General features: G+C 34.1%; 18 protein-coding genes. All 18 read left to right on the top strand.

What is annotated here, in order from left to right; translation table 11 throughout:
* The first annotated feature begins 189 nt into the window (after positions 1–189).
* The 18 genes from H9636_RS09570 to H9636_RS19375 all read left to right on the top strand — a co-directional run bounded on the left by H9636_RS09570 (position 190) and on the right by H9636_RS19375 (position 24,550).
* Positions 190–1,410: a carboxylate--amine ligase gene (locus tag H9636_RS09570; RefSeq protein WP_191707394.1), complete on the top strand. Its 1,221-nt coding sequence runs from the start codon at positions 190–192 to the stop codon at positions 1,408–1,410.
* Complete coding sequence (locus H9636_RS09565; protein WP_191707393.1) at positions 1,407–2,132, top strand: cysteate racemase; 726 nt, start codon at positions 1,407–1,409, stop codon at positions 2,130–2,132. Before H9636_RS09570 ends, H9636_RS09565 begins: the two co-directional genes overlap by 4 nt.
* A gap of 235 nt (positions 2,133–2,367) precedes the next feature.
* Positions 2,368–6,975 (top strand): type VII secretion protein EssC, encoded by a 4,608-nt coding sequence (essC, locus tag H9636_RS09560; RefSeq protein WP_191707392.1) that lies wholly within the window; start codon positions 2,368–2,370, stop codon positions 6,973–6,975.
* Positions 6,956–7,207, top strand: a complete 252-nt coding sequence (locus tag H9636_RS09555; protein WP_122971531.1) for a ubiquitin family protein — start codon at positions 6,956–6,958, stop codon at positions 7,205–7,207. Before essC ends, H9636_RS09555 begins: the two co-directional genes overlap by 20 nt.
* 31 nt (positions 7,208–7,238) lie before the next feature.
* A complete protein-coding gene (locus H9636_RS09550) occupies positions 7,239–7,541 on the top strand; it encodes a WXG100 family type VII secretion target (protein ID WP_122971532.1) in 303 nt (100 codons plus the stop codon).
* Between the two features lie 18 nt (positions 7,542–7,559).
* On the top strand, positions 7,560–7,865 hold the full coding sequence (locus H9636_RS09545) for a WXG100 family type VII secretion target (protein ID WP_122971533.1): 306 nt from the start codon (positions 7,560–7,562) through the stop codon (positions 7,863–7,865).
* A 153-nt stretch (positions 7,866–8,018) separates the two neighbouring features.
* Positions 8,019–8,765: a hypothetical protein gene (locus H9636_RS09540; protein ID WP_191707391.1), complete on the top strand. Its 747-nt coding sequence runs from the start codon at positions 8,019–8,021 to the stop codon at positions 8,763–8,765.
* Entirely contained in the window at positions 8,758–10,095 is a 1,338-nt protein-coding gene (locus H9636_RS09535) for an Mbeg1-like protein (protein WP_191707390.1), read from the top strand. Before H9636_RS09540 ends, H9636_RS09535 begins: the two co-directional genes overlap by 8 nt.
* Positions 10,096–10,419: 324 nt before the next feature.
* Positions 10,420–11,151, top strand: a complete 732-nt coding sequence (locus tag H9636_RS09530; RefSeq protein WP_191707389.1) for a hypothetical protein — start codon at positions 10,420–10,422, stop codon at positions 11,149–11,151.
* Positions 11,151–12,710, top strand: a complete 1,560-nt coding sequence (locus H9636_RS09525) for an Mbeg1-like protein (protein ID WP_191707388.1) — start codon at positions 11,151–11,153, stop codon at positions 12,708–12,710. Before H9636_RS09530 ends, H9636_RS09525 begins: the two co-directional genes overlap by 1 nt.
* Before the next feature lie 14 nt (positions 12,711–12,724).
* Positions 12,725–12,988, top strand: a complete 264-nt coding sequence (locus tag H9636_RS09520; RefSeq protein ID WP_191707387.1) for a hypothetical protein — start codon at positions 12,725–12,727, stop codon at positions 12,986–12,988.
* Between the two features lie 10 nt (positions 12,989–12,998).
* Positions 12,999–13,304, top strand: a complete 306-nt coding sequence (locus H9636_RS09515) for a WXG100 family type VII secretion target (RefSeq protein ID WP_122971539.1) — start codon at positions 12,999–13,001, stop codon at positions 13,302–13,304.
* A gap of 12 nt (positions 13,305–13,316) precedes the next feature.
* A complete protein-coding gene (locus tag H9636_RS09510; protein ID WP_191707386.1) occupies positions 13,317–13,619 on the top strand; it encodes a WXG100 family type VII secretion target in 303 nt (100 codons plus the stop codon).
* Positions 13,620–13,644: 25 nt separating this feature from the next.
* The gene (locus H9636_RS09505) at positions 13,645–14,871 is read left to right on the top strand and encodes an FHA domain-containing protein (RefSeq protein WP_191707385.1); all 1,227 of its coding nucleotides are present in this window, start codon (positions 13,645–13,647) and stop codon (positions 14,869–14,871) included.
* 18 nt (positions 14,872–14,889) lie between these two features.
* Positions 14,890–15,657, top strand: coding sequence for a PP2C family protein-serine/threonine phosphatase (locus H9636_RS09500; protein WP_191707384.1), 768 nt, complete (start codon positions 14,890–14,892; stop codon positions 15,655–15,657).
* A gap of 23 nt (positions 15,658–15,680) precedes the next feature.
* Positions 15,681–17,354 carry a serine/threonine protein kinase gene (locus H9636_RS09495; protein ID WP_225230165.1) on the top strand — a complete coding sequence of 558 codons (1,674 nt, stop codon included), beginning with the start codon at positions 15,681–15,683 and terminating at the stop codon, positions 17,352–17,354.
* A 16-nt stretch (positions 17,355–17,370) separates the two neighbouring features.
* Complete coding sequence (locus H9636_RS09490) at positions 17,371–17,952, top strand: hypothetical protein (RefSeq protein WP_191707382.1); 582 nt, start codon at positions 17,371–17,373, stop codon at positions 17,950–17,952.
* Positions 17,930–24,550, top strand: coding sequence for an Ig-like domain repeat protein (locus H9636_RS19375; protein ID WP_191707381.1), 6,621 nt, complete (start codon positions 17,930–17,932; stop codon positions 24,548–24,550). The genes H9636_RS09490 and H9636_RS19375 overlap by 23 nt, the downstream gene beginning before the upstream one ends.
* Positions 24,551–24,555 lie beyond the last annotated feature (5 nt).

Below are 24,555 nucleotides of genomic sequence, written 5' to 3'. Positions count from 1 at the left end.
TTATGGGAAAATTTACGGGCAAGGCAATTTTAGTTACGTATCCTTATTAACATATTTCGAAAATGTGATAAACTAATTTTTATACTGATATGACTGTATAATTTATTAGTCATCTGTAAAGTCAAATTCATTTAATTACATCGATCAAAATTATTTTTAACTACTAAAACTAAAGTGAGCTGAAACATAATGGAACAACCATTTTTACCAATATTATTAGGTTCTGACATGAACGCCTATGGTATGGCGCGAGCATTTTACGAGGCTTATGGCTTAAAGCCGCTCGTATTAGGTCGCTCCCATTTAACAGCGACTCAAGATAGTCGTATTTTAAACTTTCAACAAATTGATAAATTAAATGAGCAGGATGTATTTGTCCCTGCCCTTGAAAATGTGGCAAAACAATTTCCAGATAAGAAATTGTTGTTACTCGCTTGTGGCGATGATTATGCGAAATTAATTATTAAAAATAAGCCAGAACTTGAAAAGTACTTTACAGTACCATATATTGATGAATCATTAATGGATCAAATTTTATTAAAAGAAAATTTTTATAAAATGTGTGAAAAATATGATTTTAAATATCCTGGCACAACAACAGTTACAGCGGAGAATTATGAAAACTTCACGCCACCTTTTGAATATCCAATTATTTTAAAGGCTTCGAATTCAGTTGCTTACTGGGCATGTACATTCCCAGGGAAAAAGAAAGTATTTGTGGCAAATGACGAAGCAGAAAAAACGGCTATTTTAAAGGCGATTTATAGTTCTTCTTACCAAGATACGATGATTGTTCAAGAATTTATCCCTGGTGATGATTCATATATGCGTGTTTTAAATGCGTATGTTGGAAAAGACGGCAAAGTAAAATTAATGTGTCTTGGAAATCCAATTTTAGAAGAGCATTCTCCTGAAGGAATTGGAAGTTATGCAGCAATTATTACGACCTTTGATGAGAAATTAATGGATAAAGTTCGATTCTTTTTAGAAGACATCGGATACACAGGTTTTGCTAATTTTGATATGAAGTATGATGTACGTGACGGTGAGTACAAACTATTTGAAATAAATTTGCGTAACGGACGCTCAAGTTATTTTGTTACAGCAGCTGGTTATAATTTAATGAAGTATGTTGCAGATGATTATATGTTAAACATTAAGCAAGAGTTAACATATGCGAACAACAAACATTTATGGATGATTATTCCAAAAGGCGTATTATTTAAATATGCTTCCAATGAAAAGATGAAAATCGAAGCAAAAAGTTTAATTCGCCAAGGAAAATGGACAAACTCATTATTTTATAAAGAAGACATGAATACGAAACGTTGGGTTAAACTAACGTTAAACAATTTAAATTATTTCCGTAAATATAAAAAATACTTTAACAAAAAAGGTTTGGAAGAATGAGAAAAACATTAGGTATTATTGGTGGGGTCGGACCGTTAGCAACTATGTTTATTGGCGAAATGATTGTTCGCCGTACGAAGGCATCCAAAGATCAGGAACACGTCCATACTATTATCGATAATGATACTTCGATTCCAGATCGTACAGCGTACATTCTAGATGAAACAAAGGATAATCCAGTCCCATATTTAATTAACGATGCAAAAAAGCTCGCTAATGCTGGAGCAGATTTAATTTGCATCCCATGTAATACAGCCCATAGTTTTTATAATGAATTACAAATAGCATCTCCCGTACCTGTCATTCATATGATACGTGAAACGGCGAAAAGAGCTGCATCCTTAGGAGCTAAACGAGTTGGGATATTAGCAACGGATGGAACATTAGCATCCGGCGTTTATCAAAGGGCATTGATGGAACAAAATATTGAACCTGTTTTGCCAAATGGAATGATTCAACAGCAAGTGATGTCGGTTATATATGATTATGTAAAGGCGGGCAAGGAAGTTTCAATGTCCCAATGGCAAGTCATTGAGCAAGGAATGCTTCAATTGAACTGCGATAAAATCATATTAGGCTGTACAGAACTTTCAATCGTCAATAAAGAACTAAAATTAAGTGGACGCTATATCGATTCCTTAATTGTCTTGGCGGAAAGTGCCATTGTAGCTTGCGGGTATGAATTAGTACAACCGAATGTCCCATTAAAATTGAACGTTTAATATGTAAAAATATGGATAATGCAATGAGTATTTACCTGTAAAAAAAGGGTAAATGCTCTTTTTTTTATAGTAAAATAGTCTTTCTTTCCGTCAATAATTGGGAGGTACGGGTCATTTACCTTTCATAGGAAATAGTAGATAATGGTTTTTGAAGAAAATACCAAAAAATAGAATAATCATTGGTATAATTACTTATTTTCCAGTAATATAATACTTTTTCAGGAGGTTCCAAAAAGTGATAGTCACATTGCTAAGTAAAAAGAGTATTTCGTCTACTATTTTACCTGAAAAAGTAACAGGTCAATATTGGATATATGATAATGCAAATACGAAAGAACTTATCAGTATAGAGGCATCTTCTAAACAAGAATGGATATTAAAATCAAATAAAAACTATTCCATTTTAGATTCAAAAGGTAGCCGAATCAAAAATACGATTTTAAGTCCATTAAGTATTTACAATCTAAGTGTCAAAGAAGATACAGATAAAACTTTTATTTTTACTGAACCGAATACATTAGATCGTCAGGAGTTTACCAAATTATTAGTCGATCGTGACATGGAAATTACTTTCGGTCGCTCTGAACAGAATGATCTTGTATTAGATAATCGATTTGTATCTGGGGCACATTTCAAACTTAGTTTACATAAGGATCAGTGGCGCATTAAGGATTTAAATAGTACAAATGGTACGTATGTAAACGGAGAACGTGTTACAGAGAAAGATTTAAACTTTGGCGACTTAATCTACGTAATGGGTTTTAAGATTATTGTAGGAAGTTGCTTTATTGCTTGTAATAATCCAGATGGAAGCTTACATATTAAATCCCCGTTATTACAGCGTTTTGAGCCGCAAGAGATAGAGGAAATCAATGAAGAAGATGAAGAAGTAGAAAACATTGAACCCGATTATTTTTATCGTTCTCCACGGTTCAAACGGGACATTGAAAAACCTGTATTTAAAGTAGATTCTCCTCCTCCAAATGCAATTGGTGAAGAAATGCCGATTATGCTCGTCATTGGACCATCGGTAACGATGGGTATGGCTTCAATGGCAACGGCCCTTTTTGCCATTAACAATGCGATGGCAAATGGTAATATTGCAGCTGCCACTCCAGCAATCATTATGTCCTGTAGTATGTTAATCGGTACGATTTTATGGCCAATTCTTTCAAAAAAATATGATGCAAAACGTAGACGGAAAAAAGAAAAGAAACGTCAAGAAAAATATAAAAAATATTTGGATCATTTCGCTACGATTTTTAAAGATGAATGTGATCGGCAGTCGGCGATTTTACATGAGAATATCGTGACAGTAGACGATTGTATTGGCCGTATTGAAAATAGAGGCCGTAATTTATGGGAACGAGATTTTGGGCAAGATGACTTCTTAAAATTAAGAGTTGGTTTAGGACAAGAAGAGTTAAATGCGGAAATTAAATTTGCAGAGAAAAAGTTCTCAATCGAAGATGATAATTTACAAGAAGAACTTTATACGTTATGTGAAGAACCAAAAATTTTAGAGAATGTCCCTAAAACCATTTCATTATATGAAGATCGCTTTGCTGGTGTCATTGGAGAACGGGAAAGAAGTATTGAGTTTGCAAAAGGACTTATTTTCCAATTAGCATCCTTATATAGTTACGATGAGCTGAAAATGGTATTTGTTTACGATAAAGATGAGGAAGAAATATTTAAATTTACAAAATGGCTTCCCCACGTTTGGAATAACGAGCGTTCTTTCCGTTTTATCGCTTGTGATAAAAATGAAATGAAAGAACTATCTGCTTATTTAGAGAAGGAAATCGAATATCGTAAACAAGCAAACGATTCAGAAATCGAAGAAGTTAAACCTTATTACGTCATTTTCTCTATGAGTAAAGAACTTGCCAAACGCGGTGAAATGTTCAAGCAGTTATTTGAAGAGAAAAGGCAAATAATGATGAGCGTTGTTACATTCTATGATGAGTTGAAACATTTACCAAAGGAATGTACAAAAGTAGTCGAACTGAAAAATAATAAAGGTTATTTATTCGATAAAAATGATATTTCAGGAAAAATTGTAGAATTCGAACCGGATATTGATGTAAAGGCAGATGCTGAAAAATTAAGTATCCAATTAGCGAATATTCCTTTAGATATTTCCGATGGACGATTTAATTTACCGAAAGTCATTACATTCCTCGAACTATTCGGTGTTGGGAAAGTAGAACATTTGAATTCATTAACTCGCTGGAAAGAAAATGACCCGACAAAATCTTTACAAGCTGAAATCGGGGTAGACACTTTAGGCGAAACATTTATGTTGGATTTACATGAGAAATTCCATGGCCCTCATGGTTTAGTTGCCGGAATGACCGGGTCAGGTAAGAGTGAATTTATAATTTCGTATATATTATCTCTTGCTGTGAATTACCATCCAAATGAAGTGGCATTTATTTTAATCGATTATAAAGGCGGCGGTATGGCAAAATCCTTCGAAAATTTACCTCATACAGCAGGTATTATAACGAACTTAGATGGGGCGGCTATTAAACGCTCCCTCGTATCGATTGAAAGTGAATTAAAAAGACGCCAAGCGATATTTGCACAAGCAAGTAAACAAGTAGGCGAGAGTAATATCGATATTTATAAATATCAACGTCTTTATCGTGAAGGTGTTGTAAATGAACCGTTACAACATTTATTCATCATTTCAGATGAATTTGCTGAGTTAAAAACCCAACAGCCTGAGTTTATGGCACAACTTGTCAGTGCGGCACGTATCGGTCGTAGTTTAGGGGTGCATTTAATATTAGCAACCCAAAAGCCAAGCGGTGTCGTAGATGATCAAATTTGGAGTAACAGTAGATTCCGTGTCAGCCTGAAAGTTCAAGATAAAGCAGATAGTATGGATATGTTGAAACGTCCGGAAGCTGCTGAATTAAAAGATACTGGTCGATTCTACTTACAAGTAGGTTATAATGAGCTATTTGAATTGGGTCAGTCTGCTTGGGCAGGAGCTCCGTATTATCCATCTGACAAAATTGTAGTTGAAAAAGATAATAGTATCGTCGTAATTGATCGTAACGGAAGACCGTTACGTGAAGGAAAATACGATAAGAAGAAAGCATTAAATAGCAATCCGAAAAAACAATTAGACGTCATTACCCAATATTTAAATAAAATTGCAGATGAAGAAAAGATTAAAATTCGTCAACTTTGGTTAGAGCCAATTCCAAGCATGATTTTATTAGATGCTTTAATGGAAAAGTATCCACTTCCAAAATCATCAATTGCATTAAATCCGCTTATTGGGGAATACGATGATCCTGAAAATCAAAAGCAAGATGTATTGCGTCTTCCTTTAACTCAAGAAGGAAATGTAGTCGTTTATGGTGCTGCAGGAAGTGGGAAAACAACATTTTTAAATACGATGGTTACATCGTTAATGAAGGAACATACACCGGATGAAGTGAATATTTATTTATTAGACTTTGCTTCTGAAACTTTACGTGCCTTTGAATCGGCACCACATGTTGGAGATGTTATATACGCCCATGAAGGCGAGAAGGTAAGTAATTTATTCCGCATGTTGAAATTAGAAGTATCGAATCGTAAAAAAATGTTTGCTGACTATGGTGGAGATCAAGCTTCCTATATTCGTCTAACAGGCAATAAGGTTCCTTCCATCGTTGTAGCAATTAATAACTTCTCAGCCTTCACAGAATTATTTGAAGAGAAGGAAGAGGCGGTTGCCTATTTATCCCGTGAAGGAACGAAATATGGTATTTACTTTGTTCTTACGGCTTTAAGTGCAAACTCTGTAAGGTTTAGATTGTTACAAAACTTTAAGCAACAAATTGCATTACAGTTGAATGACGAAAACGACTACACAATGATTGTAGGAAAAACGGGTGGATTAGTTCCATCGAAACATAAAGGACGCGGGTTAATTAAATTAGATAAAGTGTATGAGTTCCAAGTAGCGCATATAACGGAAGAGGATATTCCTTATCCATTTATCGTCAATATGTGTAATGAAGCTCAGAAGGCATGGGGCAAACCGGGGGCAAAACGAATCCCGATCTTACCGAAGAATGTAGATATCGAATTTTTATCTAATTATCTTTCAACTGAAAATGCATTAAATCTGCCAGTGGGTGTTGAAAAATCATCATTAAATGTAGCCCACTATCCATTTAATAAATTTTATATTAACCTTGTTCTTTCAAATGGAGAAGGTTCAAATATATTTGGAAAAGAGCTGGCCCATTTTATCGGCCAAAAAACAACTCTTCCAATTGAAGTAATAGATTTCAAGCGTGAATTAGAGGTGATGGATTCGCCTCATATTATACGCCACGAATCATTAGAAGCTTGCAAGCAAGCAATTAATGAATTATTTAGTTTAGTCTTATACCGCAATAATACGTATAAAGACGCCTTAGAATCTGGAACAGAGATTGAACCATTTGAACAAAGGGTTTATATGATTCAATCTGTCACTGCATTAAAATCCCAGTTAACGGGTGAAGATGCTAAAAAACTAGAGCTTATCCTTGAAAAAGGTAATGTTAAATATAATATTACGATTATTCTAGTAGAACAATCGAAAAACTTATCAAGCATAACGTTTGAACAATGGTTTAAACAAAATGTCAGCTTAACGGATGCCATTTGGGTTGGTTCGGGCATTACCGATCAATTTAAATTGGAAATTAAAAATGTAAATGCCGAAATGCGTGCTGATATTGATATGACAGATGAGTTTGGATATGTTGTACGAAATGGAAAAGCGACAAAAGTGAAATTGTTAAATCCGATAAAGGAGGAAGAATTTGATGAACAAAGTGTTAGTTGAAATCTTTCTACCTGCATCGAATAGAAGCTTTGATGTGTATCTACCTTTGGAAAGTAGATTAAGTGAAGTGCTACCTGTTGTGAGTGCTTTAATCACTGATTTATCTGGAGGAACATTTAAAGCAAACAATGAAACCATTTTATGTGATTTTGAAACAAGCATTATTTTCAATATTAACATGACAGTTTCAGAGCTCGGTATTCAAAACGGCTCGAAGCTAATGTTGATATAAATTTATTATGAATTGAAGGGAGACGAAAAGAATGAGCAAACGTATTCGCGTTACACCAGAGGAACTAGGCCAAGCATCATCAAAATTCTCAGAACTTGCAGGTACTTATACTGATATTTATACTCAGCTTTTACAACAAGCAAGTACAATGGGGCAAGCATGGGAAGGGGAGGACAACATGGCCTTCGTTAACCAAATTACTGGCTTCTCAGAAGATTTAAAAGCAATGGCTACTCACCTAGAGCAAGCTAGCCAAGCATTAAAAACGCAACAACAAAACTATGAGCAACGCCAACAAGCAAACATTTCTTCTGTACAAAAATTAACGAATTAATAGAGAGGATGATTTTTTATGGCAGGACATATTCGCGTTGATACTGGACAGGTAAATCAAATTGCATCAACAATCGAAACGTTAAATAAACGTTTACGTGAAGAATTAGAAAACAGTAAAAAAACGATTTTAAACTTAGGGAATACTTGGGAAGGGGAAGCTTCTCAAGCAACAATCGATTCTTATAACAGCTTTTCAAATCAATATTTCCAAACATACGAAGACATCTTAAACCAATATGTAACATTCCTACGTACGAACGTAGATCAAGGTTACTTCGAAACAGAATCAGCAAACACAAACTTAGCTGACGCATTTAAATAATACTTAACATGCATGACAAATCTAAAGACGATGGGATAACCATCGTCTTTAGTTGAAGTTGAAAATAATGGGATATACTTTATATAAATTTTTGAACGATATGAATTAAGCGAAGTATTAAAAGCACTTAATTTCAAAAACGGGAGCTTAAATATGAAAAATGTATTAATAGTTTTATTAACTATTTGTTTAGTAATGGGAGTGAGTGGGTGTATGCAAAATAGTTCTGAAGAAGATAACCAACAAAAAATAGATGACATGTTAAGCTACATAAATTCAAAATATGACGAGAATTTCGAAGCCGTTGAATATATTCCCGGTGAAGAGGGATTTAACGATTTTACAAATCAAAATACATTAATTGCTAAGAATAATTTGGGTATTACAATTTTGGTAACTGAGTTTTTAGGAAAAAAAGGAGAATACCAAGATAATTACCGTAATATGTTAGCGTCTTACTTATTTAAAAAAGAACTAGGAATTGAGGATTTAAGCTATATAACTAATAGTAAGTTCTATGTAAGTGGGAATATACAAGATACGGACGGTGTGGATGTGAATGATTTAAAGAATAATTTTAATGATTATATTACAAGCTTGAATTCGATAAACACCTTTATTTATATTAATGAACCTTTAGAGTCTGTGAATCTGGAGGAAATATACAATTTATATTCTAAAATAAATTCTTATAATTTTGATGTAAACACATTTAGTCTTGGATTTGAGGGGGATATTAATAAATCCTCAGAATACCTTGAAAAATACCGTTACCTTGGAAAACTTAAAAGATGGAATGAATATGACGAAAGTCTTACTGCGTATATGAGATTACTTCAAGAAACTAATTTAACTTTTGAAGAATTTAAAAAAAGATTATATGAGGGAATAAATGATTGAATCAGTTGATTTAAAAACTTTGACAGATGAACAGAAAGCATTTTTGAATGGATTAGCTTATTTAAATCTCGATTTTGAAGATATAGACATAATCAATAATAATGGAAATATTACAATTGAGTATTTATTAACTAAATATGGTGAATCATTTGCTAAGGAAGATAAAGAAATAATTGAGAGTATCCAAAATAATAATAACTTAAAAAAATTAGAAATTGTAGGATATGAAAATAACAACTCTGATTCTGGATTTGCTGCTATTGCGTTCAAAGATACCGAAGGAAATACTGGCATATCTTTTCGAGGTAGTGAGAATAAGAGTCATGGACAACACTGGTTAGTTGATATGTGGGATAATTTCAAAACAGCAGTTTTTGGTAATTCACAACAATCCCGGGAAGCTGCTATGTTTTTTGAACGTTATCAAAATACAGAAGGGGACAATTATTTATTTGGTCACTCTAAGGGTGGAGAACTTGCAACGAAAGTTTATGTAAGAAATGAAGAAAACGTGCAAGGTGTGACAGTAATAAATGCGCAACCTATAAATATCTTTCAATTAACCCCAAAAGAGATTGATGCCCTTTACTTGAAAAAATTTGATTCAATAATAGTAAACGGAGATTTTGTATCTGGACTAGGATATAATTTATACCCTTCCAGATATGTTGAAAATAATGGAAAGGATGATTCTTATACGGGTCCACACTCTTATTGGGCAATGAAGGTTGATAAAGATGGATATGCGGTTCCATTAGATATGAAAAATTTAGTAGATTATCCTTTGCAAGGTGTTACTAAAGTTTTTGGTACATACCTTTTAGGTACTATGCAATTTCGGTATGCTTCAATAAATTTACCAGCAAAATTGATTTATACTATTGGTTATTATACTAACAAAGGAATAGACATTGCTGTTAACGAATTAATGGATGTAACGAAAAAAGCACTTATTGCTTTTGGTAATTATTCAGAACCAGCTATTAGAGCCTTTGGAAACTTTTATGCTGAAGTAATTTCTACTCTTAAAATAGTAAAAAGGCAGATATTAATTATTAGCGGAAAAAGCGTTGCAACCCCATATATCAACGTAAATACTAATTCATTAAGAAATTACGCTGATCGTTTAGAAAAAGTGAAGTCCCGTTTGGCAGAGTTAGACAGTGATATGACAAGTTTAATTTTTACTGAGTCACTTCCTGCTGTTATTAGTGCGATTCGCGCAAATAATTTTCCGTCTCAAAGAAAAATTCAAAAGTGTATCAACTACTTAGATGGTACGGCAGAGGCTTTTGAAAGGGCGGAAAGAAACATTTTAAATCGAGTATAAAATAACAAGATAAAGTAGATTTACAATTACAAACTAAACAACAAAGGTGGTGTTTTATTCGTTTCACTTCTATTTTATAAGTGGTACGAAAAATCACAGTTTCAACCCTTGATAATCGTTACGGTACTAAAAATAATGATACGTTAACTATATATGTTAAATCAGAGAGACATTATTTTTAGTGTCGCTGCGAATAATCAAGGAAATACATCTATTTTTAAAAACAAATAATCGTGGCAAATTATTCACACAATTTTGCTCTAACCTTTTTCCTTATAATTGGAATGAAGGTTTAAATATTTCTAATGAAAGTAGGCATATGATATGAGGAAATTATTAAAGAAAGTGGGCGTATTTGTAATGGGCATTTCCATCTTAAGTTTGCTAGGGTGCAGTGATGTAAATGAAAAAACAGCTAAAGTTATTGAGGAAAAATTATCAAAAAAATACAATGAATCCTTTGAAGTGCAATATATAGGGGAACGCTGGGGTACGAAAAGCAATGATACGGTAACGACGTATGTGAAAGCATTAGATTCCGACATTCTATTTACTGCAGAAATGGATACTTCAGAAAACATTGTTGAAAATTACCCAGAGATGTTGTTAATGAATAAATTTGCATCGGTTTTTAATAAAGCGATTGAAGGTCAAGGCTTAGATGCTTCCTCGTGGATAAGAATTCATCCAAAACAATCTGTTGAAATTACGAAAGATATGACGATTGAAGACTATCTAGAAAAATCGAAATCCGAGTATGTTCATGTAGAAATCGTCATGAAAAATGATGAAAGCATTACAGCGGAGAAGTTAAAAACGATTGTACAGCAATCCTACAATCAGTTTATTGGCCCTTCTATTTCTGCAACGTATTGGCTATTCAATGATGATGAATATAAAAAGGTGAATGAAACTTTAGCGAAAGTAGTCAATATAGTCCCTTCTGATTTAGAAAGTTATGACTATGATAGTACAGTTTTTGTTGAATTAACGGAAAATGGCTTCGTAGAATCCGATGAAGAAATTAATAATAGCCTGGGTGGAGGGACTAATTAATGGCTTTAAATGATTACGAGAAAAAAATCGTTACAGATATCGCTTATCAAGACCTTGTTTTTTTTAAAAAAGAAACTGCTGAAGAATCTAACAACGTCATGGATCAAATAAATTTAATGATTAGTGAGGGTAAAAATTTTAAAGGTGAAACTTTATCTGATGAAAAAATAGAAGAATTAACTAGAGTGAAAAATAGATTAACAGAAATAGGTGCCGAAGATTGGAAGGTTAGCTATGTGCAAAATCATAATGAACCTGAACAAAGTGGCTTCTATGGAGTTTTAATCGATACAGGGGAAGAATATGCAGCTGGTTTCCGAGGTAGTGAAAATCCAGGAGAGTTAGGGAATGCGAAAAATGACTGGTATGAAGCGGACCTTAAATTAGTAACAGATATTCAAACAAAGCAACAGCAGCAAGTAGAAGTATTTTTATCTAACTTAAACGAAAAGGTAAATTTGGATAAGTACGGAGAGTTAGAGTTTGCAGGTCATTCGTTAGGTGGCAATCTTGCTGTACACGCAGCCATTATGGCTGAACAATATGAGAAGATAAATAATTTTAACATTGCAGGTTATAACTTAGATGGACCTGGTTATTCTTCAGATTATATTGCAAAACATCAAGAACGCATTCAATATTTGGCGGAAAACGGTAAAGTTGAACATTATCAATGGAGTATTGTAGGGGCAATATTAATACCTATAGTGGAAAGACAAACATTAAAAACAGAAGGGAAAGATAGTGGGTCGTTAATTGCTGAGCACTCAACGGACACTTTAGATTTTAATGGAGATCAATTTGTTATAGGTAAACAGGAACAGAAAGAAAGCATAATGGCTAGTGTTACTAGTTTTGTAGATAAATTGCCTACTGTATCTAAAAATCTATTAATAGATACGTTGGGTGGAATGCTAGTAGCGGCTATTTGGACCAAAGAAAAAATTTTTAACGATCAAGGGCTTACGAATTTTGGCAAAGGGCTTATCGCAGGAGCTATTGTCATTGTAGGAGGAGCTTTACTGGTAGCTGGACCTGCAGCAGTTTTGGCAGCTGTTGGAACAATCATTGCTGGTGTCGTTCAAATTGCGATAAGAGCAGCCATTGCTTTTATAGGTGTAGTTTTAGTTGAAACAATCGCAGAGTTTACAATTAATATGATCAAAGGGATTGCTAATCAAATAGGTGAAGCGGTTCAGTGGACTGGAAAGCAAATTGCAAGTGTCATTGATAGCGCCATCGATTTTATCAATAAAGCAGGAGGATTTTTCCAAGATTTATTTGGTATAACAAAAGCAGTTGCAACACCTTATATACAATTAGATACGAATTCACTAAGAAACTATGCAAATCGTTTATCGAAGGTAAAATCTCGATTAGCCGAATTAGATAGTGATATGACAAGCTTAATCTTTAGTGAGTCCCTTCCTGCGGTAATAAGCGCTATTAAAGCGAATAATTTCCCTTCACAAAGGAAAGTGCAACAGTGTATTAACTACTTAGACGGTACTGCCGATGCTTTTGAAAAAGCGGAAAAAAATATTTTAAGTCGTGTATAAGGAGTGAACAATACATGGGTAGAAGTTTAGGCCAAATGCAATCGGAATTACGGAGCATCATAAATGAACTTGAAAGTATTGCTAGTGGTATCGGTAGTAATTTCAAAGGAATTGGTGCGGAACAATGTTCAAGTAAATTACAAGATTTTATAGAAGAATGCGAGGCTTCTATTAAACATTTAGATCATATTAAAGAAGTTCGAAGAGAAGAAAAACGAAAAGAACGGGAACGTCAACAAAAGTTGGAAATGTTATTGAATGGTAAAACGATGATTTAGGAGGGTCTCCATGTCAGAGCAAATTATTGTAGATGTTGATAAAGTAAAGAAAATTGCTAGCAACATTTCGTCTTGTAATAAAGCAATCCATAGCGGCATATCCGACGCGGAGCAAAAAATAAAGTCGCTAAACTCCAATTGGGAAAGTGCTGCAGCCGATGCGGTTATTACGAAATTTTATTCGATTAAAAATGACTTCCATTCGAATCGATTTAAAGTCGTTCAAAACTTTTCAACGATATTAAATCAACAAATTTCAGATGGATATAAACAAACAGAAGATACAAACGAATCTTTAGCGAATTTATTTAAGTAGTGGAGGTGTAAAATGGGTAAAATCTCAGTCAATTACAATCACTTCGAAACGGCTGCAAAAGAGATCGAAAGCTATATTAAATTACAAAAAAGTGAGATGGAAAAAGCAACACAGGAAGTCATCACTTTAGGTACAGTTTGGCAAGGGAAGGACTACAATCAGTTTTATAAACAGTGGAATGAATTAGATGATTCCGATTCAACAACTGTTTCTTATCAAAAGTCGCTCCAATCCTATGCAGACTTACTAAGATACACGGCAAGTGAATATAAAAAAGCGCAAGAAAAAGCAATCGACCTAGCAAATAAGATATAAACCTTTCATTTGAAGGAGAATTATAATGGCAATAACAAATTTAAAACAAACTCCAAATGGTTATTTAGTAACTGCTAAACTCGTTGAAAGTGAAGATATTAATCAGCGTCAATTAGAAATGATTAATCATCATCAAAAGTTTATAGCGGGTCGTTATGAAATAACGAAAAAATATAGTCAATTGATTTTTGAAGTAAATCAAATGTTGCCATTAAAGATTTATTTGAAGCGTATTATTTGGAAGCATCAATTTTTTAAAATTGTTGAGGAATTAATTGATATCGTCAGATGTAGTGAAGAAATCCATTCGAATTCTGAAAATATTTTGTTAGATTTCGATTATATATTTATTAACCCTACAACAATGGAAATGCAAGCAATTTTATTACCATTAGTAAACAATCATAATCCTTTATCAGTAAAAGGATTTTTTCAAGAATTTTTACATCAGTGCTTATTAGCCAGTACGGAAAATCATGACTATACGACTCGCTATTTTGAGTTTTTTAAAAACAATCAACCATTTTCTTTACAAAGATTTGAGCGAATGTTCTTTGAAATTTCGGGGAAATCAATGGAGTTAGTAAAAGAAGAGAAAGTAGTTCAAAAACCCGCTTCCAAAGAGCCGGTAAGTATTGCTTATAACCCTATTCACCGAAACAAGGAATTAAATAAGGATAGGGAAGTTTTTGCTTCAAACCAAGTTGTATCGAACTTCGTAGAAATGCCTTCTAAAACAATTTTTTGTATGGAATGTGGCACGAAGCTCGTTTCGAGTGCGAAATTTTGTATCAATTGCGGTCATCCAGTGAAAGTTATGCCACCAGTTGATCACTCTTTAGAATCTTCTTTAAATGAAGAAAACTCAACGGAAACGTTCAGTGAAACAACCGTTTTAGGTAATTCAGATGAACTCGAAGGTACAACAGTTTTAGGTTCAGGAGAGCTGGAACAAGATTTAGTTGCCTATCTGCAACGTAAAAGTACGCAAGAAAAAGTGATGATTAATCGAGACGAGTTTAAAATCGGAAAAGATCCTTCCCAATGTGATTTTGTCATTTCTGATAATAAGGCAATAAGTCGATATCACGCGAAAATCATTCGTAGAAACAATCGGTTTTATATTGTTGATTGTCGTTCTACAAATAAAACCTTTGTTGAAGGATTGGCCATCTTGCCTGAAAGTGAAATGGAAATTTTTGCAGGAACAAATCTTAAATTTGGAAATGAAGAATTTTTATTTTCCATATAAATAAAGGTGGAAGAATAAATGCAAGTATTGACCGCTTTACATACTGATGTAGGCATAAGGAAGCAAACAAATCAAGATAGTCTCTTATTAAAAGTAGCGCAAACTTCTGTCGGGAAAGTCGTATTAGCGGTTGTTTGTGATGGAATGGGGGGATTGGAAAAGGGGGAACTAGCTAGTGCTACTGTTATCTCTGCTTTTTCCAAATGGTTTGATAAGGACCTACCTCCACTTTTACAAAATCAAAATTGGAATGAAATTCAAGCGAGATGGAACTTACTTTTAAAAGAGCAAAACCAACGAATCGGAGAATACGGAAAAAGGTTAAATATTAATCTAGGTACGACCTTTTCAGGGCTACTAATTATTGATGAGCACTTTTTTTTAATTGGTCATGTTGGAGATACGCGGGTTTATAAAATCGATTCCAAATTAGAACTGTTAACGGAAGATCAAACATTAGTAAATAGAGAAGTACAAAGAAAAAATTTAACCCCTGAACAAGCTGAAAAAGATCCGAGAAGAAACGTACTTTTACAATGTTTAGGGGCATCACGAGTTGTAGAACCACAGTTTATATCTGGGAAACCGACGTTACATACAGTGTTTATGCTTTGTTCAGACGGCTTTAGACATATGATTTCAAAAGAGGAAATCTATCAAGCCTTTGCCCCAGAAAAATTAATGACGGAGCAGCAAATGAAAAATAAAGCGATTGAATTAGTTGAATTAAATAAAGTTCGTAATGAAACGGATAATATTTCAATTATTTTAATAAAAGTAGATTAAAGGTGGAAAATAGATTGGCTTCAATGAATCGAATTATTGATAACAAATATGAGATTTTAAGAATGATTGGACAAGGTGGTATGTCCAAAGTTTATTTAGCAATGGACTCCCGCTTGAACAAGCAATGGGCTATAAAGGAAATTAGTCGAATCAATAAGAACGGATTTAGTGAAGTGAATTTAAAGGCCGCACTTGATGAAGCGGATATGATGAAACGCCTAGATCATCCAGCTCTTCCTCGTATCGTAGATATTATTCAAGAAAAAGACGTAATCTATGTAGTCATGGATTATATAGAAGGTGAACCTTTAAGTAAATTATTGGAAAATAATAATGCGCAGCCTCAAGAGCAAGTTATTGAATGGGCTAAACAACTATGTAACGTATTAGATTATTTACATACGTGTAACCCACCAATTATTTACCGTGATATGAAGCCAGGTAACATCATGTTAAAGCCGGATGGACAATTAAAGTTAATTGACTTTGGAATCGCACGTGAGTACAAAGAAAATAAAGTTGGCGACACGGTTAATTTAGGTACTAGAGGTTATGCTGCCCCCGAACAATTTGGTTCTCAAGGACAGACAGATGCACGGACAGATATATACTGTCTAGGAATGACTTTATACCATTTAGTAACGGGTAGAAGTCCAGCTGAGGAGCCCTATGGTGGGGTTCCTATTCGAGAATTAAATCCGATACTTTCAAGTGGACTAGAGAAAATTATTTTAAAATGTACGGAAGCAAACCCGAATGACCGTTACCAATCTTGTGCAGAGCTTTTATATGATTTAGAACGGTATGACGAAGTAGATGATACGTATCGACAAAACCAAAAGAAGAAATTAAAGCGCTTTGGAATCGTTTCTGCTGCTGCTGTGTTTTCATTGGTTTTTGGCGCTTTTGCCCAAGTTATGAACGCCCAAAAGGTAAACAATGATTACGAAGTAAACTTAGATTTAGGGGATACTGCTACGACGCAGGAACAAAAAATCAATTATTATGAAAAGGCTATCGATATTAAACCAGAAAAACATGAAGCCTATTATGCATTACTAACAACCTTTAAAGATGATGCAAGCTTTCAAATTGAAGAAGAACAAATACTGAAGAAAAAAATTAATCGTAACTTAGCTAAATTAGTAGAAACAGATCATTATAGCGATTTAGCTTATGAAATCGGTAAAACGTATTGGTATTACTATGATTATGGATCAGAAAATACAGACGATAATCAGCTGACTAGAATTAAAGCAGCAAAAACATGGTTCTCTGACGTAGTAGAAGATCCGGAAAATAAGCATTTTGCCCAAGCTAAAATCTATGAATCTATTGCTACTTTCCATGAAGAAGTGAATTTGAAGGTTGAAGAGGCATCAGATCAAGGGATGTATAAAGAATATTGGGAAAATATCGAAGCCCTTCTCGATTTCACTATCGAAAATAAAAATGAAAGTGAAATAGTGAAGTTGGAAGTTTATAAGCTTATTACGAATGCTTTAGAAAATGAAGTGCGTAAATTTGCAAGTGACGGCATTGAAAAAGAAGATTTATTAGAAGTATTTCATACTGTGCGTTCCTTAGTGGACGAATTAGATGTATCGACGGATAAAACGATTAACTTGAAGGAAAGTATTACTAGCCGTTTTGACGAAGTAGTTAAAGCGATTGATACTGCCTTTATTGAGCAATAAGAGAGGAGACGATTACATGGATGCACAAATATGGTTGATTTTGTCCATTGTAGGATACTCCCTCGGAGGTCTCTTATTAATAGTGGCAATTATTATGTTTTATAAAATGGGGATTTTGTCTATTTATAATGATTTAACTGGGAAGACGGCTGAAAGAAAAATACGCGAGATTCGGGAAAGTACTGAAAATGCCCATCGCAATTATTCAAGGGTTACCCAATATGATCCCGTCTCTACAAATAATCCAGTTACTAGAGGAGACAAACAGCAGCAAGTCAATATCCCGACAGCAAAAACATCAACTGCTCAAGAAGTTTTCGTTGGAGATGAAACGGAACTTTTAGTAGAAGAAACAACATTATTAGCAAGTAATGCACTTCCTATTCCTATCGAGGAAACGACCGTACTTGGTGCACAATATGGGACAACTGCATTACATGACGGCGGTACGACCGTTTTAGACGAAGGAATAACGAAATTAAATAATGCGACAGAAGATATTCATGAAGAGTTTGTACTAGAAAAAGAAGTAATAACAGTACATACAAATGAAACTATTGGAGGTGTGGAAGAACGTGGACGAAAAGAAGCGAACTAATTTATTAACAAAAATATTTTACCTCTTTGTTGCCTTTACTTTAATCACTTATAATATGCCATTTTATATGGTTTCACAAATCATTTCGGCAGAAGCTGTTGAAGGGCAAGATACTACAAATGAGTCCACCAATGAAGGCGAAGTTACCCCGACAGAGCCAACGACAGAACAAGGGGAAGTTGCTCCAACCGAACCGACTACAGAACAAGGGGACCCAACTGTTACAGAACCAACTCCTGAAGAAGGGGAAACTACCCCAGCAGAACCAACTCCAGAAGAAGGAGAGAGTACTCCAACCGAACCGACTCCAGGAGGAGGGGAAACTACTCCAACAGAGCCACTACCAGGTGAAGGGGAACCAACCCCAACGGAACCAGGTACTGGTGAAGAGGTAGTAACATATCAATATTCAGTAACATCCAATGAAGAGGATGAAGCTTCCGGTCAGGTAACTTTAAATAATCAAGATACAACAGAACCAATTGAGTTTAAAAGTAATGACCAAGTAACATTGAAGGCGAATGCGGATAAAGGATCTTATATTTCGGATATTAAAATTAACGGTACTTCGATTCCTTTAGTTGATGAGACATCTTTACAAGGGTTAACACCATTGCAAATTGAGAAGAAAAAGCATGAAGTCACAACTTTTGAAAAAGTGCTTGATTCATATAATAGCGATGTAACAATTGAAGTTACCTTTGCAGTCCAAAATTATTTTATTGAATTTAATTCTGATGTTACTGTTCATGTAATTGATACGGATGAATCAGATTTTACAATTGAAAATCAACTAATTAAAGTAAATCCAAATACAGATATTAAAGTAGAAGTTCAACCTACTGAAACGTCAAAGGTGATTAGTAGTTTCGTAATAGATGAAACAGAACTGATTGATTCAGATGATGTCAGTGTAGAAACATATGAAGAGCAAGTAACAAAGTTAACTTATACGTTTGAAAAAGTTCAACAAAATGTAAACGTAAAAACGACTTTGGTAGATAAAATTTATCCGTTTGTTGTAACGGGCAGCAACAATATTTCGGTTGAAACAACAGAAGATAAAGTGTCACACGGTCAAAATATTAGCTTTTTAATGAAGTTTAATAATGATGATACGAACTTCGCAGGTTTTAAAATAATAAAAGGCTTGGAGACTTTACAACCTTTAGATGTAGATAACAATGAAATATTAACAGAAGATGAGTTAACAAGTGAATTCTTTACGGTTTCAGAAACTGATATTGAAAACGAGTTAAAAATCGAATTATTGAATGTTACGACAGAAATCGAATTGCAAGTACTTGAAAGTACGGTGCAAAATACAATCATTGATCAGCTTACGGAAAATAAAATTATGGTTACGGGGTTATCGGAAGATAGCTTACGTAAACAAGATGGTCAATCGTATTACTTATTAGGAAAGGATGCAGTTGTTTCCTTTACACACGAAGATGGAAAAAAATTTAAATTAGAAGATGACGGAGATTATAAAAAAGTATTTAACATTACAGAAAATATAAAAATTGAAAAGATATCCGTTAAGTCATCTATCTTTAAGAAAAATTCTTTTGAGTTAAATGATCCGTTAACGATCGTTTTTGATTCAGAGGCTCCAAAGTTTGAACAAATTGATATTTCTGGTGAAAACCGTTATGAATCAGAAGACGGAGACATTTGGCATAGTTCGGTTACAAAAGTATCCGGTTTGATTAATAATGAACCGCAAGATTATCAAGGTATAAGTTATGCCACGGATGTTGCCACAGTTCAATATCGTTTAGTAAGTGAAACAGAAACTGCTTTTGCCGATGCAACATATAACGCTGATACAAATGAGTTTTCATTTAATATTCCAGAAGAGATGATGAAAACTTCAGCCAAATATGAAATACAAGTAACGGATAAGGCTGGCAATAAGACAACTGAAATGGTTCATGTGAATGTCGATACGACTGCACCTTCCCTTCTTGGAGAAAAAGCCGCTATTAACATCGTTCAAGACGAAACAAATTTGATTGAAGGGTTTATTCGTTTTTTAACATTTGGTGCATTTTTCTCAGAAAAATTTGAAGTAACTGTAAATACAGAAGACTCACAATCAGGGGTAAAAGAAGTACAGTTAAAATCTTCAGATGAAGATGCAGAAATTGAAACAAAATCGGTGTCTGAAGATGGAACAGTCTATACGTTTGAAGTCGATTCGGTAGATGAAATTGTTGATGGAAGTCTTTCGGTTATTTTAAAAGATAATAACAATAACACAACGGAAGAAATTCAAGTGACAGATGCCAATTCCAACCTATTAAATGAAGATGGAAAAATTGTCTTAGATAAAGATGCTCCAGTTGTTGAAATGAAGGCACCTGAAGCGAATTACGTAAGAGATGAACATCATTATTATAAAGACAATTTTGAATTACCAATTTCAATTGAAGATGTAGGGGCAGGAATTAGAAGTGTTGAAGTGAAAGTAAATGGTGAAGTGATTCCACTAGAAAATGCGAACTTCGATACTCAAATTACGAAAAGCTTTAGTACAGTTATTAATACTTCTAACTATACGCTAGACGATGGAGAATTTCAGGTAGAAGTTGAGACAGTCGATAATGCAGGTAATAAAACGACATCAACAAAAACAGTCTATATAGACAAAACAGCTCCACAACTAACGGATAAAATATTATTTACAAAAGAAAATGACGGATCCTTTGCGGAGTTTTTAAATATTATTACCTTCGGTGCTTTCTTTAATGAAAAAGTGAAAATTGTCGTTCAATCGGCTGATACTGAAAAAGGTTCAGGTATCGAAACGGTAGAAATAACAAGTGCAAGCGGTGACGTTGAAATAGTTAAAACGGATGCTACGGAAGATAATGAAAAAGTTACCTTTACAATTGATGCTGATCAATTTGAAGGGGCATTCAATATTACATTAAAAGACTATTTAGGTAATGAATACACAGCTTTAATAAATAATACGAACTCAAATCTAGCTGATGAAGAAGGTAGTATCGTATTTGATAAAAAAGCGCCTGAAATCAAAGCGACGATTGATATGCCAGAAAAAACAACGAATATCAACTTGCATGGAAAAGAGTATTACAGCCAAGATGTCACATTTAAAGTAGAAACGAATGATGTAGAAGCTGGTATTCATAAAGTTGATCTTTTAATAAATGGTAAAGAAATCCAGTCTTATAACTATTCAGAGAAAACGACTGAACAAGTTTATACAATCAATACTAAAGATTTGAATGTTAGTGACGATGGTTCCTATGAGTTATCCGTTATAGTTGAGGATAATGCAGGCAATCAATCAGAGCTCGAAAAAACGGTTTATATTGATAAAGAGGCACCTCAATTAGATGGAGAACCTGCGATTACATTATCTACAGTAAACGATGGTGCTATTGGTAAAGCGATTAATTTCTTAACTTTCGGTACTTTCTTTAATGAAAAAATTAAAATTAAAGTTCATTCAAAAGATAACGAAAACGGCTCGGGGATTAAAGAAGTCAAATTAGTCGGTTCAGACGAAGGAAAAACGATTGAACTTGTAGATTCGGATGTGGCGAAAGAAAATAATACATTTATTATTGAGGACTCTTCCTATGAAGGGACAATAGAAGTCATTTTGACGGATTATACAAACCATGAAACAAGAGCTTTAATTAATACGGATAATTCCAATATGGCATCTATTACGGGTTATGTACAAATTGAAGATGTAGCGCCAGTAGCCAATATCGATATCATCCCAAATAAAGGTGTTATTGCAAATGATCAATCGATATACAATGGTGATGTGGTATTTAAAGTTTCAGCAAAAGACGCGGAATCAGGATTAAATAAAGTAGACATCAAAGTAAATGAGCATCAATTGATGAAAGACTTTTCTTCGAATGATAGTAAACTAACAGAAGAACAAGTTTATGAATTGAAAACAAGTGAAATTCCAATCAATGAAGATGGTTCTTATCATATTTCCGTGTATGTGGAAGATAACGCAGGAAATACCTATAAGAAAGAAAAGACAATTTATAAAGATATTACAAATCCAATCGTTGATGAGTACCGATTTTTAACGAAAACTTCTAATGGTAACTTTGTAGCTGTTGATTCTACGAAAGAATTAAAAAATGTAGTAGAAATTAATGAATACGGATTTTACTTTAAAGAAGAGACACAAGTCATTGTAAAAGCATATGACCCACAAGTGAAAAATGAAAAAACGAGTGGCTTACAATCCATCAAAGCGTACTTACACGATTTTGATAACGGAAAATATTATGCAGTTCAATCGAATGGTTCGTTAAAAGAAATTTCAAAAGCACAAATTGGACAAATTGCACCAATTAAAACAAACAGTCAAATTGTTATTAAAGTACCGAAAAACTTTAAAGGTCAAATTTATGCAATTCCGACAGATAAAGTAACAAATACAGGAAAATCTTTTTCTCCAGACGGTACTGTTGTTGAATCAGCAGCTCAACATGAAAAAGAGACTCATATTAACATTGAAAAGCCTAATACAACGTTAAAAACGAAATCTGGACAAGATTTATATAACAAAGATGTTCCGATTTCTCTGTCAATCGTCGATACGTATTCAGGAATTGCGGAGATTGAATGGTCTGTCGTATCCAAATATGATACAAAAAATAACCAATCAGGAAAAATGGTTATTCAAAATGATGGTTCATTATCAGGGGCAAAAGAAGGTTGGTCAAAAACTTCTACTGAGAAGAACTTAGTCTATGAAATGACAAAAAATATTGTTGTGAAAAATAATAGTAATGATATTGTGTTGAATGTGAAGATGAAGGATAGAGCTGGTCATACATCTACTGAAAAAATCCAATTCAGTATAGATAAATCAACACCGACTATCGACGTTGTTTATGACAATAATTCACCGGATCCACAAAATAATGATTACTATAATGAAAATCGTACAGCAACAATTACGATTACTGAGCGAAACTTTAATGCCGATGATGTGCTGGCATCCATTCAAAATTCAGACGGCGTTATACCAAAGCTAACGGGCTGGACAACTTCTTATAACGCAGAAAATCCAGACCAATCTAAGCATGTAGCACGAATTGCCTATACGGCAGATGGGGACTATACATTTGATATTGACTATAAAGATTTAGCCAATAATAAAGCGGCAGATTATGAAGCAGATGAATTCACAATTGATAAGACAGTGCCAGAAGTGAATGTAACTTATAGCAGTTCAAGTGAACCTGTTAATGGAAAATACTATAATTCGGCTCGTACTGCTACTATTTCCGTTAAAGAACACAACTTTGACCCAAGTCGAGTACGAATTACAAGTTCAGCTAGTGACAATGGCGTTGGAAAACAAGCGCCAGTAGTTGGAAGCTGGTCTCGCAGTGGGGATATGTACACTGCAGTGATCAACTATAGTCAAGATGGTCATTACACATTTGACATTGATTTTATGGATATGGCTGGTAATGAAGCGACGGATTATGTAATGGACGAATTTGTTATTGACCAAACTGCTCCAGAGCTCAAAATTACAGGTGTCGAAAATCAAGTAGCCTATGCAGATAAGGTAAGTCCAGTTATTACCTATTCCGATACAAACTTTAATGCAGAAGGTGTCTCGGTATCACTTGTTGGTGCGAACCGAGGAGAAGTACAATTTAAAGCAACGAAAGCAGATGTACAAAACGGTCAAAGCATTATCGTGGCGAATTTTGAAAAGGTTGAAGAAAACGATGATATTTATACATTAACAGCTACTGTTCGTGATATGGCTGGTAATGAAACGAAACAAACGATTATGTATTCTGTCAATCGATTCGGTTCCAATTACTTATTCTCCGAAGATGTTCAAAAAATAATTAACGGCTATATTAATAAGGAAATCGACATCGTCGTTCAAGAAATTAATGTGGATAACTTAGCAAGGGAAACAGTACAAGTGAAACTTGCGAAAAATGGTTCTCCAACAACGTTAGCTGAAGGAACAGATTATACCGTTTCCCATTCGGGCGGTAACGGAAAATGGAGCGTATATGAATACGTCATCGATAAAAAGTTATTTGTAAATGACGGGAAATATAATGTATCGCTCTACTCAAAAGATATGGCTGGTAATATAAATGACACGACGGATTCATCAAAAGAGGCAGAGATTGTCTTCTTTATGGATAAAACAGAGCCGGTCATTACACCACTCGATATTGAAGACGATCAGCAATATCCTGTTGATAAGAAACAGTCGAATATTTCCGTTGTGGATAACTTAGCATTAGGTGATATTCATATTCTCGTAAATGATGAAGAAGTTGAATATGACATCATCGAAGGAAATTATTCCTTCTATATGAATAATTCGACTAAAACTCAAGATGTTCAAATTTCGGCTGTAGATAAAGCAGGAAATGAAACGGAACTTGCCGTGGAAAACTTGCTTGTTACGAAAAATTTATTCGTTCGCTGGTTTAACAATAAGCCTTTATTCTATGGCTTATTAGGCGGAGGTGGCTTGCTATTATTAGCAAGCGGTGGTTGGTTTATTTTACGAAATCGGCCAAATGAAGAAGCTCAAGAATAGATGGA

It is taken from the genome of Ureibacillus galli (assembly GCF_014836845.1).
Lineage (GTDB): Bacteria > Bacillota > Bacilli > Bacillales_A > Planococcaceae > Ureibacillus > Ureibacillus galli.
This window is presented reverse-complemented; position numbering and strand designations above follow the sequence as displayed.